The sequence below is a fragment of the Photobacterium frigidiphilum genome (assembly GCF_003025615.1).
GTDB lineage: Bacteria > Pseudomonadota > Gammaproteobacteria > Enterobacterales > Vibrionaceae > Photobacterium > Photobacterium frigidiphilum.
This window is the reverse complement of sequence record NZ_PYMJ01000005.1, coordinates 199,847-218,920: the sequence shown is the minus strand read 5'-3', so window position 1 is coordinate 218,920 and position 19,074 is coordinate 199,847. Positions and strand designations below refer to the sequence as shown.

General features: G+C 43.3%; 18 protein-coding genes. 2 read left to right on the top strand and 16 right to left on the bottom strand.

What is annotated here, in order from left to right; genetic code table 11:
- Positions 1 to 4: 4 nt before the first annotated feature.
- From astA to rpe, 6 genes are all read right to left on the bottom strand, one after another.
- Positions 5 to 1,021, bottom strand: a complete 1,017-nt coding sequence (gene astA, locus C9J12_RS07245) for an arginine N-succinyltransferase (RefSeq protein WP_107242104.1) — start codon at positions 1,019 to 1,021, stop codon at positions 5 to 7.
- Between the two features lie 228 nt (positions 1,022 to 1,249).
- On the bottom strand, positions 1,250 to 2,467 hold the full coding sequence (locus C9J12_RS07240; RefSeq protein WP_107242103.1) for an aspartate aminotransferase family protein: 1,218 nt from the start codon (positions 2,465 to 2,467) through the stop codon (positions 1,250 to 1,252).
- 356 nt (positions 2,468 to 2,823) lie between these two features.
- Positions 2,824 to 3,402 carry an aminodeoxychorismate/anthranilate synthase component II gene (locus C9J12_RS07235; RefSeq protein ID WP_107242102.1) on the bottom strand — a complete coding sequence of 193 codons (579 nt, stop codon included), beginning with the start codon at positions 3,400 to 3,402 and terminating at the stop codon, positions 2,824 to 2,826.
- A gap of 210 nt (positions 3,403 to 3,612) precedes the next feature.
- On the bottom strand, positions 3,613 to 4,632 hold the full coding sequence (gene trpS, locus C9J12_RS07230; RefSeq protein ID WP_107242101.1) for a tryptophan--tRNA ligase: 1,020 nt from the start codon (positions 4,630 to 4,632) through the stop codon (positions 3,613 to 3,615).
- A 105-nt stretch (positions 4,633 to 4,737) separates the two neighbouring features.
- Complete coding sequence (locus C9J12_RS07225; protein ID WP_107242100.1) at positions 4,738 to 5,427, bottom strand: phosphoglycolate phosphatase; 690 nt, start codon at positions 5,425 to 5,427, stop codon at positions 4,738 to 4,740.
- Positions 5,428 to 5,429: 2 nt separating this feature from the next.
- Complete coding sequence (rpe, locus tag C9J12_RS07220) at positions 5,430 to 6,104, bottom strand: ribulose-phosphate 3-epimerase (RefSeq protein ID WP_107242099.1); 675 nt, start codon at positions 6,102 to 6,104, stop codon at positions 5,430 to 5,432.
- A gap of 151 nt (positions 6,105 to 6,255) precedes the next feature.
- On the opposite strand from rpe, the gene C9J12_RS07215 reads away from it, so the two are divergent.
- Positions 6,256 to 6,471, top strand: coding sequence for a DUF2970 domain-containing protein (locus C9J12_RS07215; RefSeq protein WP_107242098.1), 216 nt, complete (start codon positions 6,256 to 6,258; stop codon positions 6,469 to 6,471).
- An 8-nt stretch (positions 6,472 to 6,479) separates the two neighbouring features.
- Here C9J12_RS07215 and dam read toward each other — a convergent pair whose 3' ends face one another.
- The 9 genes from dam to pilM form a co-directional block, all read right to left on the bottom strand.
- Positions 6,480 to 7,316, bottom strand: a complete 837-nt coding sequence (gene dam, locus C9J12_RS07210) for an adenine-specific DNA-methyltransferase (protein ID WP_107242097.1) — start codon at positions 7,314 to 7,316, stop codon at positions 6,480 to 6,482.
- A 114-nt stretch (positions 7,317 to 7,430) separates the two neighbouring features.
- The gene (locus tag C9J12_RS07205) at positions 7,431 to 8,939 is read right to left on the bottom strand and encodes an SPOR domain-containing protein (RefSeq protein ID WP_107242096.1); all 1,509 of its coding nucleotides are present in this window, start codon (positions 8,937 to 8,939) and stop codon (positions 7,431 to 7,433) included.
- A gap of 14 nt (positions 8,940 to 8,953) precedes the next feature.
- Positions 8,954 to 10,033, bottom strand: coding sequence for a 3-dehydroquinate synthase (gene aroB, locus C9J12_RS07200; RefSeq protein ID WP_107242095.1), 1,080 nt, complete (start codon positions 10,031 to 10,033; stop codon positions 8,954 to 8,956).
- Positions 10,034 to 10,056: 23 nt separating this feature from the next.
- Positions 10,057 to 10,575: a shikimate kinase AroK gene (gene aroK / locus C9J12_RS07195; protein WP_006233850.1), complete on the bottom strand. Its 519-nt coding sequence runs from the start codon at positions 10,573 to 10,575 to the stop codon at positions 10,057 to 10,059.
- A 163-nt stretch (positions 10,576 to 10,738) separates the two neighbouring features.
- Positions 10,739 to 12,442, bottom strand: coding sequence for a type IV pilus secretin PilQ (locus C9J12_RS07190; protein WP_107242094.1), 1,704 nt, complete (start codon positions 12,440 to 12,442; stop codon positions 10,739 to 10,741).
- Between the two features lie 22 nt (positions 12,443 to 12,464).
- On the bottom strand, positions 12,465 to 12,986 hold the full coding sequence (locus C9J12_RS07185; RefSeq protein WP_107242093.1) for a pilus assembly protein PilP: 522 nt from the start codon (positions 12,984 to 12,986) through the stop codon (positions 12,465 to 12,467).
- Entirely contained in the window at positions 12,983 to 13,582 is a 600-nt protein-coding gene (locus C9J12_RS07180) for a type IV pilus inner membrane component PilO (protein ID WP_107242092.1), read from the bottom strand. Before C9J12_RS07180 ends, C9J12_RS07185 begins: the two co-directional genes overlap by 4 nt.
- Entirely contained in the window at positions 13,575 to 14,234 is a 660-nt protein-coding gene (locus C9J12_RS07175) for a PilN domain-containing protein (RefSeq protein WP_107242091.1), read from the bottom strand. Before C9J12_RS07175 ends, C9J12_RS07180 begins: the two co-directional genes overlap by 8 nt.
- Positions 14,231 to 15,265 carry a type IV pilus biogenesis protein PilM gene (pilM, locus tag C9J12_RS07170; protein ID WP_107242090.1) on the bottom strand — a complete coding sequence of 345 codons (1,035 nt, stop codon included), beginning with the start codon at positions 15,263 to 15,265 and terminating at the stop codon, positions 14,231 to 14,233. The genes C9J12_RS07175 and pilM overlap by 4 nt, the downstream gene beginning before the upstream one ends.
- A gap of 151 nt (positions 15,266 to 15,416) precedes the next feature.
- Between pilM and C9J12_RS07165 the strand changes: the two genes are divergently transcribed.
- On the top strand, positions 15,417 to 17,990 hold the full coding sequence (locus C9J12_RS07165) for a penicillin-binding protein 1A (RefSeq protein ID WP_107242089.1): 2,574 nt from the start codon (positions 15,417 to 15,419) through the stop codon (positions 17,988 to 17,990).
- A 133-nt stretch (positions 17,991 to 18,123) separates the two neighbouring features.
- On the opposite strand, the gene oxyR is transcribed toward C9J12_RS07165, so the two are convergent.
- Entirely contained in the window at positions 18,124 to 19,023 is a 900-nt protein-coding gene (gene oxyR / locus C9J12_RS07160; protein WP_107242088.1) for a DNA-binding transcriptional regulator OxyR, read from the bottom strand.
- Positions 19,024 to 19,074 lie beyond the last annotated feature (51 nt).

Sequence of the window (19,074 nt, the reverse complement as noted above, 5' to 3'; positions counted from 1 at the left end):
CGGCTTACTGTTCGATTAAACGAACATGATCGCCATTTTTCACTTGCAGAGCCGCTGCCATTTCAGTGGTAATCTGCGCGATATTGTTCTCTTCATCAACATTCACTTTGCCCACCACAGCTCGGAAGCCATCAAATGAGCCATTGCTGATGATGAAATTTTTTCCACTGTGATGTTCACCTACCTCAACGGTACACGTGATCGAGTGGCGTACCGATTCAATATTACGTACGTCACATTCAACCGTTGGACCGGCATCAAAAATGTCGACATAACCGCGGCAACAGAAGCCTTCTTTTTCTAATAAACGTAATGCTGGGCGGGTTTTTTCATGTACCTGTCCAATCACTGCTTGTGCTTCAGGACTCAGTAAGCTGACGTAAATCGGTAGCTTTGGCATTAAATCAGCAATGAAGCCTTTTGCACCAATTCCCGTTAAGTAATCAGCATGCGTAAAATCAATAGAGAAAAAATGCTCTTTTAGCCAATGCCAGAACGGGGAATTCCCCTCGTCATCGGATACGCCACGCATTTCTGCTAAGACGGTTTCAGAGAAGCGATGGCGATGCTCTGCCATCATCAAGAAGCGACATTTAGACAGCAAACGACCATTCAAACCTTGACGCCACTCAGGGCGAAGAAACAAGGTGCACAACTCACTGTTACCCGTATAGTTATTACCAAACGTCAGCACTTTTACAACGTTATGCACGCCTAAACGACGCGAGGCATGAACAACCGTGCTGAGGTGATAGGTATAGAAAGGATTATCAAGACCAATTGCAGCCTCTATTGCCGTTGTTCCTGCAACCTCACCCGTTTCCGTATCTTCCGCAACCATCAAGTAGCCTTCCGTTCCCGGTTCGGTTACTTCTTTGCCGAAGCTTTCAACTGAGTGTGCAATCCTGTTACGCAGCATTTCTTCGTTAACAGGTAATGACGTGAAACCATGGCCAGATTCTTCCGCACAGCGCATAAGCGCCGGGTAATCGGCTTCGGTAATAGGACGAATAACCAGCATCGAACTCCCTCCTGATGCAGGTAGCGACAGGGTCGCTATCTATAAATTGAATGGGTAAACCTACTCACTTCCCTTCTCTCGCTTGTAAGATAAACAAGAAAAAAACAGGGGCACACAGCATGTCGCTATCTGCAGTATTGAGTAAGCAACAGTGGCCAAGCTCCTGCTAGCCACTGTATGAAGCAGTTAAATGAATACGCTAACTGCTGATATATATTTTGATACGACTTATTTATTATAAAGCTTAGCAATAGCCCGTTCTAAACGCGCCATGCCTTCATCAACGTCAGCTTTATCAATCACCAGTGATGGCGTGAAGCGAACAACGTTAGTGCCTGCAACCAATACCATTAGCCCTTCTTCAACAGCAGCAAGCAATACATCACGCGCACGCCCCTGCCATTCTTCATTTAGCGCAGCACCGAGTAATAAGCCTTTACCACGCACTTCGGCAAAGATTGGGTACTTAGCATTGATTTGCTCAAGCGCATCACGGAACCACTGCTCACGCTCTTTAACGCCTGCGAGTACTTCTGGTTTAGAGACTTCATCAACAACCGCTTCAGCAACAGCACACGCCAATGGGTTACCGCCATACGTTGAACCGTGGGTGCCGACTTTCATATGTTCAGCCAATGCTGTCGTTGTCAGCATTGCACCAATTGGGAAACCGCCACCTAATGATTTTGCAGTGCTTAAGATATCAGGTGTTACACCCAGACCTTGGTAAGCATAGAAATTACCAGTACGCCCATTACCCGTTTGTACTTCATCAAAGATTAATAGCGCGTTGTGCTTATCACACAGTTCACGAACACCTTGCACAAACTCAGAGGTTGGCGAGATAATTCCACCTTCCCCTTGAAGCGGTTCCATCATAATTGCACACGTGCGATCTGACATGATCTCAGCCAGAGCCGAAAGGTCGTTATATGGAATATGGGAAATAGCTTGCGGTTTAGGACCAAAACCATCGGAGTAAGCTGCTTGACCGCCAACGGTTACCGTAAAGAATGTACGACCATGGAAACCTTGATTGAACGCGATAATTTCTGATTTTTCAGGACCAAATTTATCAACCGCATAACGACGCGCTAACTTCAATGCCGCTTCGTTAGCTTCTGCACCTGAGTTTGCAAAAAATACTTTTTCAGCAAAGCTGTGCTCGGTTAACTTCTTAGCAAGACGTAATGCTGGTTCGTTAGTCATCACATTACTTAAGTGCCATAACTTTTCAGCTTGCGACTTAAGTGCATTAACCATCACTGGATGACAATGCCCTAAACAACTCACGGCAATACCACCGGCAAAGTCGATATATTCGCGATCGTCTTGATCCCAAATTCGAGCACCTTGTCCCTTCACTGGAATAATCTGCATAGGGGAATAACAAGGTACCATTACCTCATCGAATAATTTACGTTCTACTTTATGTTCCATTGTCATCACATTATCCTTCTGTGCATGTCGCCATAAGCATAGTATTTACATTTTATTAACCAATTCCAATAGCAGAATATTTTTTTTATCTGAAGCTGAAAATGATTAAATGGGAATAATGTACATATTTATGCGGGTTATAGGAAAACTTATTAACCCGAGATCAGATAAAGCTGTTTTTCCATATAGGAAATAACATCAGCAGTGAAATATGTTAGTGAATAAAATTGCTCGAGATACCCAGCAGAAAAAGATAATGAAATGTTAAATAAAGTGATGAAGATCGCGATTATGAGGAAGATGAAAAGCGTTAAAAATCCAGAATGACACTTTTTATTTTATTTTGTAGGACAAAAACACCTTTAGCGACGGGCTAAAAAGTTGGCTAATAGCTGGTGACCTTGCTCTGTCAGAATGCTTTCAGGATGAAATTGCACCCCTTCAATCGGTAATGTTTTATGGCTAATCCCCATAATTTCATCAAACTCACCGTCGCGCTCTGTCCATGCCGTCACTTCAAAACACTCTGGTAAAGTATCAGCTTTTACTACCAAGGAATGGTAACGCGTCACCGTTAAGGGGTTATTAAGGGTACGGAAAACACTGGCATCAGTATGCATGATAGGCGATGTTTTGCCATGCATTACCTGACGAGCGCGCACCACTTGTGCACCGAATACCTGTGCTATCGATTGATGGCCTAAACAGACACCAAGAATGGGTAATTTACCAGCAAAGTATTCTATCGCTTGTAACGAAATACCCGCGTCATCTGGCGTGCAAGGGCCCGGAGAGATAACCAGATGAGAGGGGTTTAATGCCGCAATGCCAGCAATATCAATTTCATCATTACGTATAACTGTAACCTCTGCACCTAGCTCACAGAAGTATTGGTACAGGTTATAAGTAAAAGAGTCATAGTTGTCGATGATTAGCAGCATAGCAAGTACCCAGTATGGTTCGGCGCTCTATTTTGCTATAGGAAATAAGAAAGGCAAGCCCAAGATAGCTTGAGTTTGCCTTTTTAGGTTAAATCATGAAAAGTGCTTTACTGAATACGACACGAATCGCCGTTATAAACCGCTAGAAATAAAGGTATAAAAAAAGCCATGAATCACTTCATGGCTTATTTAGGCATACATGCGGGTCAATTATGGACGAGCAACAAAACCCACGGCTTCGTAAGCTTTCTTTAATGTTACTGCAGCACGAGCAGAGGCTTTTTCAGCACCCGCTTTCATAACGGCATCCATGTAGGCACGGTCTGCTCGAATACGCTTGTATTCTGCTTGTACGGGCTCAAGCATTGCAACGATGGCTTCACCAACGTCTTTCTTGAAAGGACCATACATTTCAACACCGGCATATTGTGCTTCGATGTCAGCAAATGTTTTACCTGTTGCGCCTGAGTACAGACCCATAAGGTTAGCAATACCGGCTTTATTTTCTACATCATGAATAATACTTGGCGGATTTTGTGCGTCTGTCTGTGCTTTATTGATCTTTTTCAGAATCGATTTAGGCTCTTCAAGAAGAGTAATAACGTTTTTACGGTTATCGTCTGATTTAGACATCTTCTTTGTTGCATCTTGTAGGCTCATTACACGTGCATTCATCGCTGGAATATACGGTTCAGGCACTTCAAAAATCGGCTGGTCTTCGCTACCGTATAAATTGTTAAAACGGTTGGCTATGTCACGTGCTAGCTCAAGATGCTGCTTCTGATCACTGCCTACTGGTACTTTATGCGCACCGTAAAGCAGAATATCGGCCGCCATTAATACTGGGTAACCATATAAGCCAACATTCACATCATTCGCGTGGCGTGCTGATTTATCTTTAAACTGCGTCATACGGTTTAGCTCACCCATTTGGGTGTAGCAGTTTAGAATCCAACCTAGCTGAGCATGCTCTGGTACATGAGACTGAATAAATAACGAACTCTTCTTTGGATCAACACCAACGGCCAAACAGATAGCCAAAGCATCTAACGTTGCTTCATGCAGTGCTTTTGGATCTTGGCGAACGGTAATTGCATGAAGATCGACCACACAGTACTGGCAATCGAAATCATCTTGCATTTGTTCCCACTGACGCAGCGCACCCATGTAGTTACCAATACTCAATTCACCGGAAGGCTGCACGCCACTTAAAACAATGGGTTTACTCATTATGGGGGATCCTTTGTTACCTAAAATATTCAGCGACATTCAAGCCGCTGACAGAATTCAATATGTTTACTTGATGCCTAGTTTAACCGGAACAAACCAGTAGTACTAGCAAGCTAGTTTAACCACATCGATTAATTGACTGAACTGATCTAACACAACGTCTGGGTTACTAGCACTGATAGGTTGACCGTAATTGTAACCGTAAGTCAGACCAACAACACGACATGTTGCTGCCTGTGCTGCCAGAATATCATTACGTGAATCACCAATCATCAGCATTTCGCAAGCGGCTAACTGATGTTTTTCCATTAACCAATGCAGTGCAAATGGATCCGGCTTTTTTAATGGGAAGGTATCGCCACCAATCACATCAACAAAATACTCACTAATACCATGCTGATCAAGTAAATGTGGCACAAACTGAGCGGGTTTATTGGTCACAATTGCCATTGGAATATTAGCTTGGTGAAAAACTGCCAGTGTCTCTTTTACACCAGTATACAAATGGCTTTGCTTATGGCCACCTTCATCATAAAAGCGATCAAATAATGCTCGAGCTTCTTGATGAAGTACAGGATCAAGCTCTGGGTCAAGCTCGAGGCTTTGGCTAAGCGCACGACCAATCAGAATATCAGCCCCATTACCGATCCACGTTGTTACTTGCTCAACGGTTACTCTATCACGACCTAATGCCTGCATCGCTTTATCAGCAGCTTCAGCCAAATCAGGAACGCTATCAAGCAGCGTTCCATCAAGGTCAAAAGCAATAAATTTAATGCCTTCAAATTGCTTCATGCTTAACGCTCAACCTTGGCTAGCTCTGCACGCATTTCATCGATCGCCACTTTATAATCAGGCTGGTTGAAGATTGCAGAACCAGCAACAAACATATCTGCGCCCGCTTCAGCGATTTCACGAATATTATCAGCCTTCACACCACCATCAATTTCTAAACGGATGTCGTAACCTGATGCATCGATACGTTGACGTACTTCACGTAGCTTATCCAATGTATTTGGAATAAATGATTGACCACCGAAACCAGGGTTAACTGACATCAGTAAGATCATATCGATCTTGTCCATTACATAATCAAGGTGATGAAGTGGAGTTGCAGGGTTAAATACGACACCCGCCTGACAGCCACACTCCTTAATTAACTGCAAAGTACGATCCAAATGCTCTGTTGCTTCAGCATGGAAAGTAATCATTGTTGCACCCGCTTTAGCAAAGTCAGGAATGATACGATCAACTGGCTTTACCATTAGGTGAACATCAATCGGCGCGGTAATGCCGTAGTCACGTAATGCTTTACATATTGGCGCACCAAACGTCAGATTGGGTACATAGTGATTATCCATCACATCAAAGTGCACCACATCGGCACCGGCAGCTAATACTCTCTCAACGTCTTCACCAAGACGAGCGAAATCTGCAGATAAGATAGATGGAGCGATCAAAAAGTCCTTCATGTTCAGCCTCTATACGTTACATACGATACGGTCGTAAAATCGGCGCAATTCTACCCGATCCTGTTAACGATGTCTTAACCGATCTAGTTAGGTTTTGTGACTATGCTTAAAAGAATAAAATGAGAGCGAGTGCATTAAGAGGAAAAGTTGAATGGATTCAGAGAAAAAAACACCACCAAAGAAACAGAAAACCCACGTAGCAATCAGTGTTATCGCTGCTTTATTTGGGGTGCAATCAGAAAGGAACCGCCAACAAGACTTTAATCAACAAAGTCCTCGACCATTTATTATTGGCGGTATTATTGCTATTGGGCTTTTTGTCGCATTGCTGATTACGATAACGATATTGGTTACCGCAAAACACTAGCCAATAAATCAGCAGTTAGGTGATTTTTCTTGTGACTTAAATAAGGCCAATAACTCATCGACTTTATTGCGTCCACTGCCATTACGGCTGATGGTTCGTCTTACTTTCACGACTGACAAATCTGCACCATGATATAAACGACGCGTTAACTTGGTATCGTGATTAGAAATAAGCACTGGAATTTCACGTTCCGTGGCGGCTTTTTCTGCCACATCGGCTAAGTCGGCCTGATCATCAAGACTGAAGCCATTACCGGTATAAGAGGTAAAATTAGCTGTAGAGGATAAAGGGGCATAAGGTGGATCGCAGTAGACAACACAACCTTTACGGGCGCGAGAAAACGTCTGCTGATACCCTTCACAAACAAATGTCGCTCGCTTTGCTTTCTCGGCAAAAAAGTACATTTCTTTTTCTGGGAAATAAGGCTTCTTATAAGAGCCGAACGGAACGTTAAAGCCCCCTTTTTTGTTATAACGGCATAGGCCATTAAAACCATGACGATTCATGTATAAGAAATACAACGAACGCACATAAGGGTCTTGGGTTTTATTAAATTCTTCGCGAATTTTTAAATATTCTTCTTTTTGATTAAATTCCGGCGTAAAAAGCTTTCGTACATCTTCAACGTACTTTTCTGGGTCATCTTTAAGAATGTTATAAAGGTTGATCAGATCTGGATTGATATCTGCCAATAAATACTGTTCAAAATCAGTATTCAAAAATACCGACCCCGCCCCAACAAAAGGCTCAACTAATTTACGCGCAGGTGGCAGGTGGCGTTGAATTTCCTCGACTAGAGAGTACTTACCCCCAGCCCATTTCAGAAATGCACGATGCTTCTTCATTCAGCTAACCTACTACCTATACCACCACGAAAGGTTGCGGATTGTACCTCATTTATTACCTTGTCTGTACCTATTACCGGAAATAACTACGCTCAAACAGCAAGGATATTACGATTATTTAGCTTGATCTATTTCACGATGAATTTGTGCGTACGATTTAACCCAAGGCTGTACCGCTTGAACACTATCTGGCAATAACAATTCTGCACGCCTTGCCGCTACTATGTCTTTATAATTACCCGTAATAACGATAAACCATGCTTCGCCCTTTCGACGGGTTTCATACAAGGTCGCTATATTTTGAATCTTATGTTCCGCAATGAATTTCTGTGCGGTGCTAAGAGATTGTAATGCTGCAAGTTGTAAAGCGTAATGACGAGAATTCACACCTTTGAGCTCTTCGCCCAATACATTAACCACAGGTGCTGATGTTTCTTGCTGAGTGGACAATTTAGGTGCTGCCGTTTGATGTTGAGGACTAACAGAATCATTCGATGCCGTTGCTACATCATTAGTATTCACATCAGTAGTATTTACATCAGTATTGCTTTGTGTTGTTTCTAACGCTTGCTCACTTAACATCGCATCAACCACTTGCGAAGGCACGACAACACGCTGACTATCGTCATTGCGCCCAACCGTTAGCCCTTCACTCGATATCTCTTGCGGTAACACACGGGCGTCATCTATCGCCCTATCTGACGAACTCAACGCGACTTTTTTAGCCTGCTGTGCAGCTGTTGTTGCTGATTGAGCGGTATCACCGTCATCATAATGCCCCGTCTTCAGGTTTTCTGTTGCAGTATCGGTAACGATCGGGTTATTTGCACTTGGTGCTGGTTCATCATTCGCAGGGAAAAACCAAAAGACTACACCGGCAGTTAATATAGCTAACACGACTACAAGTAATGCCAGCGGAGAGAGAGTCCGTGATGAAGAATTAGCCATGTTGTTATCCGTATTATTTAGTTGCATCAACGCGCGAGGTTTGGGTTCAGCCAAGGCGGCTTTTTCCTTTAACTCACGTCTTCCATTTGCATCTAACGCATCGCTAGACAGCACTACTTCGATGAAGGTTTGCACTTCTTGTTCCGTTAAATCAGAGATTTCGAGTTCAAGTGGCATTTGCCCCTGCCCATGAGAGACCTGATCTAAGTATTTATTTAGCCGTCCTGTTTGGCTAAAGAGTAATACATTAATTTGCCATAATGGCTCACTTTGGGCACGAGTGATCACAGCCCAAAGTTCAGCAATCAATACTGGGCTTAATAGGTGCGCATCATCAATGATCAATAAGACATTACATCGATGGCCTTCAAGCATCCGCTCAAGGCTTTGGATTAATGGATCTTGATCATTGAATAGCGGCTGATTAACTAACTGTTTAAGCACGATCGAGCGATGTTGGCTATCCGTTTGAGCAGGATGGCACAATAACAAGGCTTGATTACAGTTTTGAGAATAGTGTTCAATATAGTGCTGAGCAAGCCACGTTTTACCCGCACCTTCTGTGCCAGTAATTTGAATAAGATTGGAATTAAAGCGGGTTAAAAATTGAATGCGCGAAAGCAATTGGATCTGACTATCCAGATCCAACTCTCGAGCATTACTGCCGTTGGTCATGACCGCCGACAACTTTATGCATTAATCACACGGCGTAAAACGTCGTGTGGTACATCTGATACAACTTCAGCAGTACCAATAGATGTGGGTAAAACGAGGCGCAATTGACCTGATAAAACTTTTTTATCACGCATCATATGCTTGATAAAGCTATCATAATCCATCGACGTCGGTTTACTTATTGGCAACTGTGCTCGTTCATGCAAACGGGTAATACGGTTCACATCCTCTTCTGATAACAAACCCTGCTCATGAGCAGTTTTTGCCGCAAACACAGTACCCACTGCAACAGCTTCACCGTGTAGCCAGTTTCCGTAGCCCATTTCAGCTTCAATTGCATGACCGAATGTATGACCTAAATTGAGCAAGGCACGAACACCAGACTCTTTTTCATCAGAAGCAACAACATCAGCTTTAATCTGACAACAACGACCAATTGCATAACACAAGGCTTCATTGTCTAAAGCTTGTAGCTTTTCAATATTCTGTTCTAACCAAACGAAAAACTCATAGTCAGCGATAATGCCATATTTGATCACTTCAGCCATACCCGAAGCAAACTCACGGGCTGGTAATGTTTTCAAACACTGATTATCAATAACTACCGCTTTCGGTTGATAAAACGCACCAATCATATTCTTGCCCAAAGGATGATTCACAGCAGTTTTACCACCTACTGATGAATCGACCTGAGACAACAATGTCGTTGGTACTTGAACAAAATCAACACCACGTTGGTAACTTGCAGCAGCAAAACCGACAACATCACCAATGACGCCACCCCCTAGTGCCACCATCACCACATCGCGACCATAATTACCTTGCAGTAAGAATGTCATGATCTGATTAAATGTTTCTAAGGTTTTATATTGCTCGCCATCCGGTAATTCTAATAATGATACTTCGCACTCTAAAGCACGAATAGTAGCCATCACTTGCGCTGCGTAAAGTGGTGCAACAGTTTCATTGCTGACCACAACAACACGTCGTCCTGCACTTATTGCAGACGCAAACAACGCCGGGGTGTTAAACAACTCGGCGCCGATAGAGATAGGGTAGCTTCTGTCACCTAGGTTGACGTTGATCCGTTCCATGGTCAGCTTCTCTTGTTTAGTAATTAACGCTCTTCAAGCATATTGATGATTTGGTTGGCAACTACTTTGGCGCTCTGATCATCAGTGCGAACAACATAGTCGGACACTTCTTCATACATTGGATTGCGTTCTGCAGCAAGAGCTTCAAGTACTTCACGTGGAGCATCCGTTTGAAGCAACGGGCGCTTTTTATCTCGTTGAGTACGTGCTAACTGTTTCTCGATTGTCGTTTCAAGATAAACAACAACACCACGAGCAGATAAGCGGTTACGGTTCTCTTTACTGATAACAGAACCACCACCTGTCGCGAGAACAATTCCTTGCTCTTGAGTCAGATCGTCAATAACACCTTCTTCGCGAACACGGAAGCCTTCTTCACCTTCTACATCGAATACCCAGCTTATATCAGCTCCGGTACGATCTTCGATAACGGTATCAGAATCAAAAAACTCCATGTGCAACTGTTGTGCAAGGTGTCTACCAATAGTACTTTTGCCGGCACCCATAGGTCCGACCAGGAAAATATTTCGTTTTTCAGCCATTGTTAGCAATTTTACGCGCGGTTAATAAAACGACACCGCCCGCAGGCCATCAATAAATAAGCCCGAGGCGCCAAGTTCCTCACATATAATTCGTGATAAGACCGAAAATTATCTCAGGACTGACTGCCACTTGGCAATAGCTAGAGTGAATCATTCGTAAAGATTACTGTAAAACTATCTTAGGAGTGATAAAAATCAATAGCTCACGCTTACCCATTTCTTCCAAAGAATGCCGGAAAAGTGCCCCTAAATACGGTAAATCCCCCAATAATGGTACTTTCGTGACACTTTTATTCACCTGATGTTGATAGATCCCACCCAATACGATTGTTTCACCATTTTCGACCAAAACTTGGGTTCCGATGCGCTGAGTGTTGATTGAAACCGCTTCACCAATGCCCGTAACCACTGTTTTACCGGGTTCATCTTGAGTTACTACCAAGTCGAGCACTAATTTATTGTCAGGGGTAATCTGTGGCGTCACCATCAAACTCAGTACCGCTTTTTTGAAAGCAACCGATACTGCACCACTCGAAGATGCCTCCAAATATGGAATTTCTGTCCCTTGTTCGATATAAGCCGTCTGCTTGTTTGTGGTCACTAATCGTGGGCTTGAAATAATTTCAGCTTTAGATTCAGATTGCAGTGCCGACAGCTCCAAATCGAGCAAAATATCACCAACCTTGGCAACTTGGAAAGCAATTGATGATGCTCCCGCTTTTTGTGCCGCTAAATTTACATTCAAAAAGTCATCCACACTGACATCATCTTTTAGTAAACCAACCGACCCTAAATTGCTTTCAATTGACCCACCCAACGTAAAGTTACCATTGTGCTTAGAGACTCCCCAGCGCACCCCTAACTCATCCACATCACCTTCATTAATCGTCACGATGCGTGCTTCAATCTGCACTTGTTTAACCGGAATATCTAAAGCACTAATAATATTTTTGATGCTCTCAATACTGCTTGGTAAATCTTTAATGATGATTGAATTCGTTCGGTCATCGACGTGTAATGAACCACGTTCAGATAGCATGCTAATACCATCTTCAGTGCCTTCTAGTAAATCAGCGAGGTCAACCGCCTTCGCGTAGTTGACTTGAATCAGCTCGGAACGCAATGACGCTAATTCATTTTCTTTACGCTTCGCTTCTAACGCTTTTTGTTCATTTTGAGCCAGCTCAGCTTTAGGAGCCACCAAGACCACTGAATTATTAACACGCTTATCCAGCCCTTTCGCTTGCAGGATAATATCCAACACTTGCGGCCATGGCACATCATCAAGACGCAATGTCACGTTACCTTGCACCGTATCAGAGACGACTAAATTAAAATCGTTATATTCGGCGATTAGCTGTAAAACATTGCGCACTGGCACATCTTGGAAGTTAATCGAGATCGGTTTACCTTTATAAGCTATTCCTTCTTTTTTGGTCTCAGTCTTCTTTTCAGTCGTAATCATCACATTAAACTGCGCACCTTTCAGAGTGTAGTCGTAACGAAAAGCACTGTTCATTTTAAGAATTAACCGTGTTCCTTTCTCTATTTTGAAGGTTTCGATTGAATTTACCGCAGTCGCAAAATCGGCAACATCTAAGGTATAAATCATTTCATCACTGATCGATGTATCTAAGATGTCAACAAATAGCTGTTTACCTGATTGGCGTATATCAACTAAAGATTGCGATTTTGCAAATTGGACATTTAGCACACCCTGCCCTTTTTTATCCCTTTTAAAGTCAATCGTTTTCACTTGATTATCAATAAGCACCGTGGCTGTTGCAGGAACAGCCAATGGCAATATACAAACGATAAGCAAACATAAATGCTTTAAAACATTGGGGATGAATAAAATCCGATTCATTAGCTTTGTGCCTCTACCTTGATCACTGCTGACTAAGAGCAAGATGGGTTGTTCGTTTTAACCAACACCCCGCTCCATCAGGTAAAATTTCGTCAATATCAATACTTCGAGAGCCAACACGCTGGACCTGGCCGTGGTTTAATCCGAGGTAATGCCCTTCCTTAATTTTCATCAGTTGACCTTCCGGCGTGTAAATCAATGCCCATAGCTGCTTACGGTCACCCAGCACCCCTTTCATCGTGAGCGTATCGAGCGAGTAGCTCTCTAATGCCATAAATTCTCGTTGTAAATTCGGTTGCCAGCACGACTTGTTACTCGTTTCAGCAGTATCCATTTGTTTAGGATAAGGGCGCACAAAAGGAACACGTGAATCCGTCATCACAAATTCATCCGCAATAAATTCAAACTGGGCAGGTAACGGCTCAATTCTAGCTTTTGCCGCCGAATGCGTATTAGAGATAAATATTGAAATAGAATCATCATTCGCTCGACACCCCACAAGCAATAAGCAAAGCATTATCATCAAGTAACGAGGAAACATCATAACTTCGCCTTTTCTGGCGTCGCTTTGAAACGGTAAGTGCTGGCTGATACTGTCAACGATAAAGTGTTTTTATTTTGAACATGTTCGGTCACTTTCAAGTCAACATCTTTTAGCGTCACAATACGGGGGAGTTGTGCAATAGATGCTGCAAATTTACCAATTTGCTCATAATTACCAGTCAATTGCATATTTAAGGGTAGCTCATAATATTGCGTTTTCTCGATACGACCCGCCCATTGAATACCTTGAAACTCCAATCCATTATTAACACCAATATCATTAATACCTGATAGTAAACTGGCTAGCTCCTTCTCAACGGGTAACTGTACAATCACAGTTTGGTACCGCTTATTTAATTCATCAATCTGTTGCTTTACAGTCGGCAAAGCGGCGACTTGCGAAGCGCGATTGATAACACGTGAACGCAATTCCACTTCGTGCTGTTTTAACTGGGTTAACTCACCTTGCAACGGAGTAAGCCAATACCAATACCCCACAGCAACAACAACCAATGATAATAAAAGCGCCACCACAGATTGAGGCCCTAGTGGCCACTCGGTTATTTCATCAAAGTCTAAATCTTGCAAATCATTCACTGTGTACCTCCTTGCACACAGTGAGCGTGTTATCGTTGCTGCATGAATTCCCGTCAGCTTTATTGACTAGCTCATACCCAACATCATACGTAGACGCCACCATGGCTGGTGTTTTCATCGTGAAAGAGGCTTTAAAGCTGGTGAGGTCTTCTGAATTGATCCCTTTTGTGGCTTCAATAGAGTGCATGGCAACATCTTTTAACCATTCCGAACGTTCTGCATTAGACAACAATGAAGCAAGTCGCCCGTTAGAGTCTCCGACACCATTGAGCAAAACGTTTCCCTCTTTCAACGAGATATTGTCGAGATATACCCCTTGAGGTACTAATGCGGGCAGCATGCTAAAGAGATGGGTGACACGATTACGTTCAGACTGAATGTCTTCAATAATGCGTAACCGGCTATTTAATACTTCCCGCTGCTGTTCCAATTCTGGTAGAAAGGACAGCTGACGATCTAACGTATCAACTTCTAATTGCAGCTGATCATTACGCACTTGCTGCAGCTCTTTTTGATACCCAATAAATTCAGCCGTCAACCAATGACCAGCAGCAGCAACAAAAACAGCCACCCCTAATAAACTCATAAAACGTCGCTTGTGTTGTATTCGCTTTTCTTCCCGCCATGGGAGTAAATTCAGTTTAGCGATCATTGATTCACCCCTCGAATAGCCAAGCCGGCAGCCACGGCAAACTGGCTATTCAATGCAGTATCAGAGACAGCCTCTAACTTTTTATGTCGAATAAAATGGGCAAAAGGGTTCATTAACTCGACCTCAACACTCAGTAAACGCTGTAAAAGCTCACTCGAAATAACATGTTGCCCGCCCCCACACAGCCAAATCCCCTTTAGAGATGATCGCGGGTGGGTGGAATTATAAAGCTGAAACTGTCGCTTCAGTTGATCCGCTAATTGCTGAGTAAAACGCTCTATCTCATCACTCGAAAGCGGCTCTTTCATAACGGGTTCATCGTCATAAAGATCATTAACTAAGGTGTTACGGTGCGGGGATGAAGAATACTTACGTAATCCAAACGCGATTTCTCGATGATACGCTGCCGCATTTTGAGGCTTGATGCAAAATTCAGTCAGACAATCCCCAACATCAACGACGCCCCACTGTTCATGGATGCCAGACATCTCAGCACTATGCTCAACAAGCCATAACAAAGCGTGGGTTTGTAACTCCATCACCTTGGGTGATAATCCCGCTTTTTTAATGGCGACAATGCGGGTATCTACCGTCTCTTTTCGAGTAGCAAAAATCTGATAAGGCATGGTCGTGCTGGCGTCAGGAAATGTATTGGATTCCAAAGGGAAGAAATCTACCCACAACTCTTCAACAGGAAAAGGAGAAGAACTCCCTAAGGCTTGAGAGACTGCGAATACCGCTTCATCCTCTTTAAGGTTGGTATCTAGCTGGATAACTTTGCTAATTACCGCACTGTCTGGTAGCGCCAATGTCACTATTTTGGATCCAAAAGGTAAACTCTTTTTTAATTTACGTATTGCTGACAACAGCACAGTGGAATCTACGCTATGCTGCTCGTTTATGACGGGTGACGTCAACACAACCTCAGCATAAGCGGCTAATTCCAACCGTTCTTTTTTTTGAGACAAAGCAACCGCTTTTACGCTGTGATTGCCAATATCTATCCCAATACTTAATGGGTTCCGAAACATACCGTGCTATGCTCCCTGATAATGGAAAAGCAATTTCTTTCAAAAAAAACACCATCCGGTGATGCTCACTTTATTTAATTATTTTTTTAACTACTTGTTGAAAGATAATGAATAATGGCCGGTTGAACGATGGCGTAACGGGAAATCTCAAGTGAAGTTCATAAAGCGACTACTTATACTTGCAATAATTTGCATAACTCTTGGAGTCAGTACAATTTTTGGCTTTTACCTCTATGTAAAGCCAGAACTCCCAGATGTGACAACACTCAGAAATGTGGAACTGCAAACCCCTATGCAGGTCTTTAGTGCCGATGGTGAATTGATTTCACAATTTGGTGAAAAACGCCGTATACCATTAGCGTTAAAAGACATCCCACCTCAAATGATCAATGCATTCATTGCGACAGAAGACAGTCGGTTTTATCAACATCCTGGCATCGACCCTATTGGTATTACCCGTGCTGCTTTTGTGGTGCTGACGTCAGGCTCAGCCAAGCAAGGGGCGAGTACCATTACTCAGCAGCTCGCGCGAAACTTCTTCTTAACGAATGAAAAGAAGATCATGCGTAAAGTGAAAGAGATCTTTATTGCGATTCACATCGAGCAACTGCTAACGAAAGATGAAATTTTAGAGCTGTACCTCAATAAAATTTATTTGGGTTACCGCTCTTATGGTGTTGGTGCAGCAGCGCAAGTGTATTTTGGCAAAGAGATTAGCCAATTAACCTTAAGTGAAATAGCGGTTATTTCAGGCTTACCAAAAGCACCTTCAACCATGAACCCTATCTATTCATTGGATCGTTCAACCACACGTCGGAATGTGGTGCTGGGTCGTATGTTTGCAGAAGGGTACATAACGCAAACCGAACTCAATCAAGCCCGTTCAGAGCCAATTATTGCTCGCTACCACGGGGCTGAAATTGAGCTGAGTGCGCCTTATTTTGCTGAACGCGCTCGTTCATGGCTTGTTGAACGCTACGGAGAAAATGCATATACCTCCGGCATGCGCGTGTATACAACGGTCGATAGCAAGCTACAAAAATCCGCGCAACATGCGGCGATATCAAACTTGCTAAACTACGATCAACGCCACGGCTACCGTGGTGCAATCACGACACTATGGCAACCTGGTCAAATGGCAATGGCGGAAAACGACATCGTCGAGCACCTAAAGAAACAACCAAGCTACGGGGATCTAACCCCAGCCGTTGTAACCAATGTCGACAAGAAAACAGCTAACGTCGTCATTAAAGGCGGTGAAAATATCACTCTTGAATGGGATGGTATGAAGTGGGCGCGTAAATTTGTCACAGATACTCGCCAAGGAGCAGCACCTAAGAAAGCATCCGATATTTTAGCCTCTGGTCAACAAGTTTGGGTTCAACCTAAAACCAAGCAAGCTGAAGACGGTACAGAAAGCACATATTGGGTACTGAGCCAAGTTCCCGATGCCAATACAGCATTCGTGGCGGCCTCTCCGCAAAACGGTGCAGTATTAGCAATGGTGGGCGGCTTTAACTTTGCACACAGTAAATTTAACCGTGCAACTCAGTCTGTACGCCAAGTTGGTTCAAGTATTAAACCCTTTATCTACTCTGCGGCAATTGATAACGGTATGACGCTGGCAACACTGGTTAATGATGCACCAATCAATCGCTGGGATCAGAGCCAAGGAACTGCGTGGCGTCCTAAAAATTCACCACCCACATACAATGGCCCTACCCGCTTGCGTCTTGGTTTAGCGCAATCGAAAAACGTTATGGCGGTGCGCGTATTGCGCAGTGTCGGTTTAGATCAAACCATCGGTTTCCTAACACGTTTTGGCTTTAAACGTGATGAGATCCCTCGCGCTGAAGCTATTGCTTTAGGAGCAGGTAGCCTTACGCCAGTTGAAATGGCGCAAGGTTTTTCCGTTTTTGCTAACGGTGGTTACTTTGTTAAACCGTATTTCATTGAACGTGTAGAAGATGCTTACGGTAATTTAATTTATCAAGCAAACCCTAATATTGTCTGTAACGACGAATGTCAGGATGAAAAGCAATCTACTGGTGAATCCATAGCGACAAACCGTGCCGTTATTAACGACATCGTAATTAGCGAACAAGAATTAGGGACTGCAGGCAGTGCCCAAGAATCTGATCAACAGCCCGTTAAATATGCCCCGCAAGTTATTTCAGAATCGAATGCTTTCTTAGTTCGTGAAATGATGGCGAGTAATATTTGGGGCGGAGGCAACTGGCGGACAGGTACTGGCTGGAATGGTACGGGGTGGCGAGCTCAGGTACTTAAACGCCGAGATATTGGCGGAAAAACCGGTACAACCAATGGTTCGAAAGATGCTTGGTACTCAGGTTTCGGTCCTAATATTGTTGCAACCGCATGGGTTGGTTTTGATAAACATAGCCGTGAGCTAGGTAAAGCATCATGGAACAATAACCTAGGTAAAGAGCAAATATCTGGCGGTGAAGCTGGTGCTAAAACAGCACAACCTGCATGGATTGAGTTCATGAAGGCTGCATTACAAGATGTGCCAGTGCAGACTAAACAATTACCCGAAGATATTGTGACAGTACGTATAGACCGTGAAAGCGGCAAGCTATCGAATCGCAATGATGCTAGCTCGATGTTTGAATATTTTAAAAAAGGCACCGAACCAACAGAAACGGTCAGTGAAAGTGGTTCTGAAAGTATTTTTGAAGCAGACAGTTCTGACGAATTGTTCTAACCCGTTATTGATAACAATAACGAAAATACAATGAGGGTTAAGGCTGTTTGCCGATAACCTCTGTATTAAAGAGAGCGCCAATACAATACCAGTATTGACGCTCTTTTTTTATGCCTCAACAACGCGTTAATCACTATTGTTCAAAATACGTCACCATGCGATCTTTAATTTCTGCCGCTATTTTTTCATAACGAGTACGTAATGGTGAGCCAGGACGATAGCATAATGTAATTAAACGGGTCGGGATCGGATCGTGAACCTTGATATAACAGACACCATCACGGCTACGTTCTTTCGGGGTCGCAAGTTGCGGCAATAGCGTTATTCCACTTCCTGCTGCAACCATATTACGCAATGTTTCTAGGCTCGTTGCTTTAAAGCGCCCATCCTCTTTCGCCCCTGCCGCAAAGCAAAAACCCATTGCCTGATCACGTAAGCAATGTCCATCCCCTAGCATCAAGAGCGTTTCACCATGAAGGCTAGCCATCTCCATCTCGTCTTTTTCAGCCCAAGGATGTGTATCAGGCACGGCCACGACCATAGGTTCATCATAGAGTGGTAATTCAATGAAGCTTTCTGTTTCTTTTACTGCCGCCAGCAGAATGCAGTCTAATTTACCTTCTTCTAATAAATGCGTTAATTGACTGGTTTGTGCTTCATGAAGAAACAGTTCGAGATCAGGAAACGATTCCCTAAACATTGGAATGATTAATGGCAATAAATAGGGACCAACAGTAGGAATAAACCCGATATGAAGTGGTCCACTCATACTCTCCCCTTGCTGACTCGCCAGTTCCGTTAATACCTTCACTTCCAGCAGCACTTTTTGTGCTTGAGCAACTAGGCTCAATCCAGCATCAGTAAAAAGTACCCGTCGACTGGTGCGTTCTAATAAAGACACCCCTAACTCGTCTTCCAATTTCTTGATCTGCCCACTTAATGTAGGTTGGCTAACAAAACACGACTCTGCGGCTTTTCTGAAATGTTTGTGCTCTGATAAAGCGATAAGGTATTCAAGATCACGAATGTTCATATTGCTTTGACCCCCAACGATAGGTATAAACTATCAAAACCATAGCAGCAA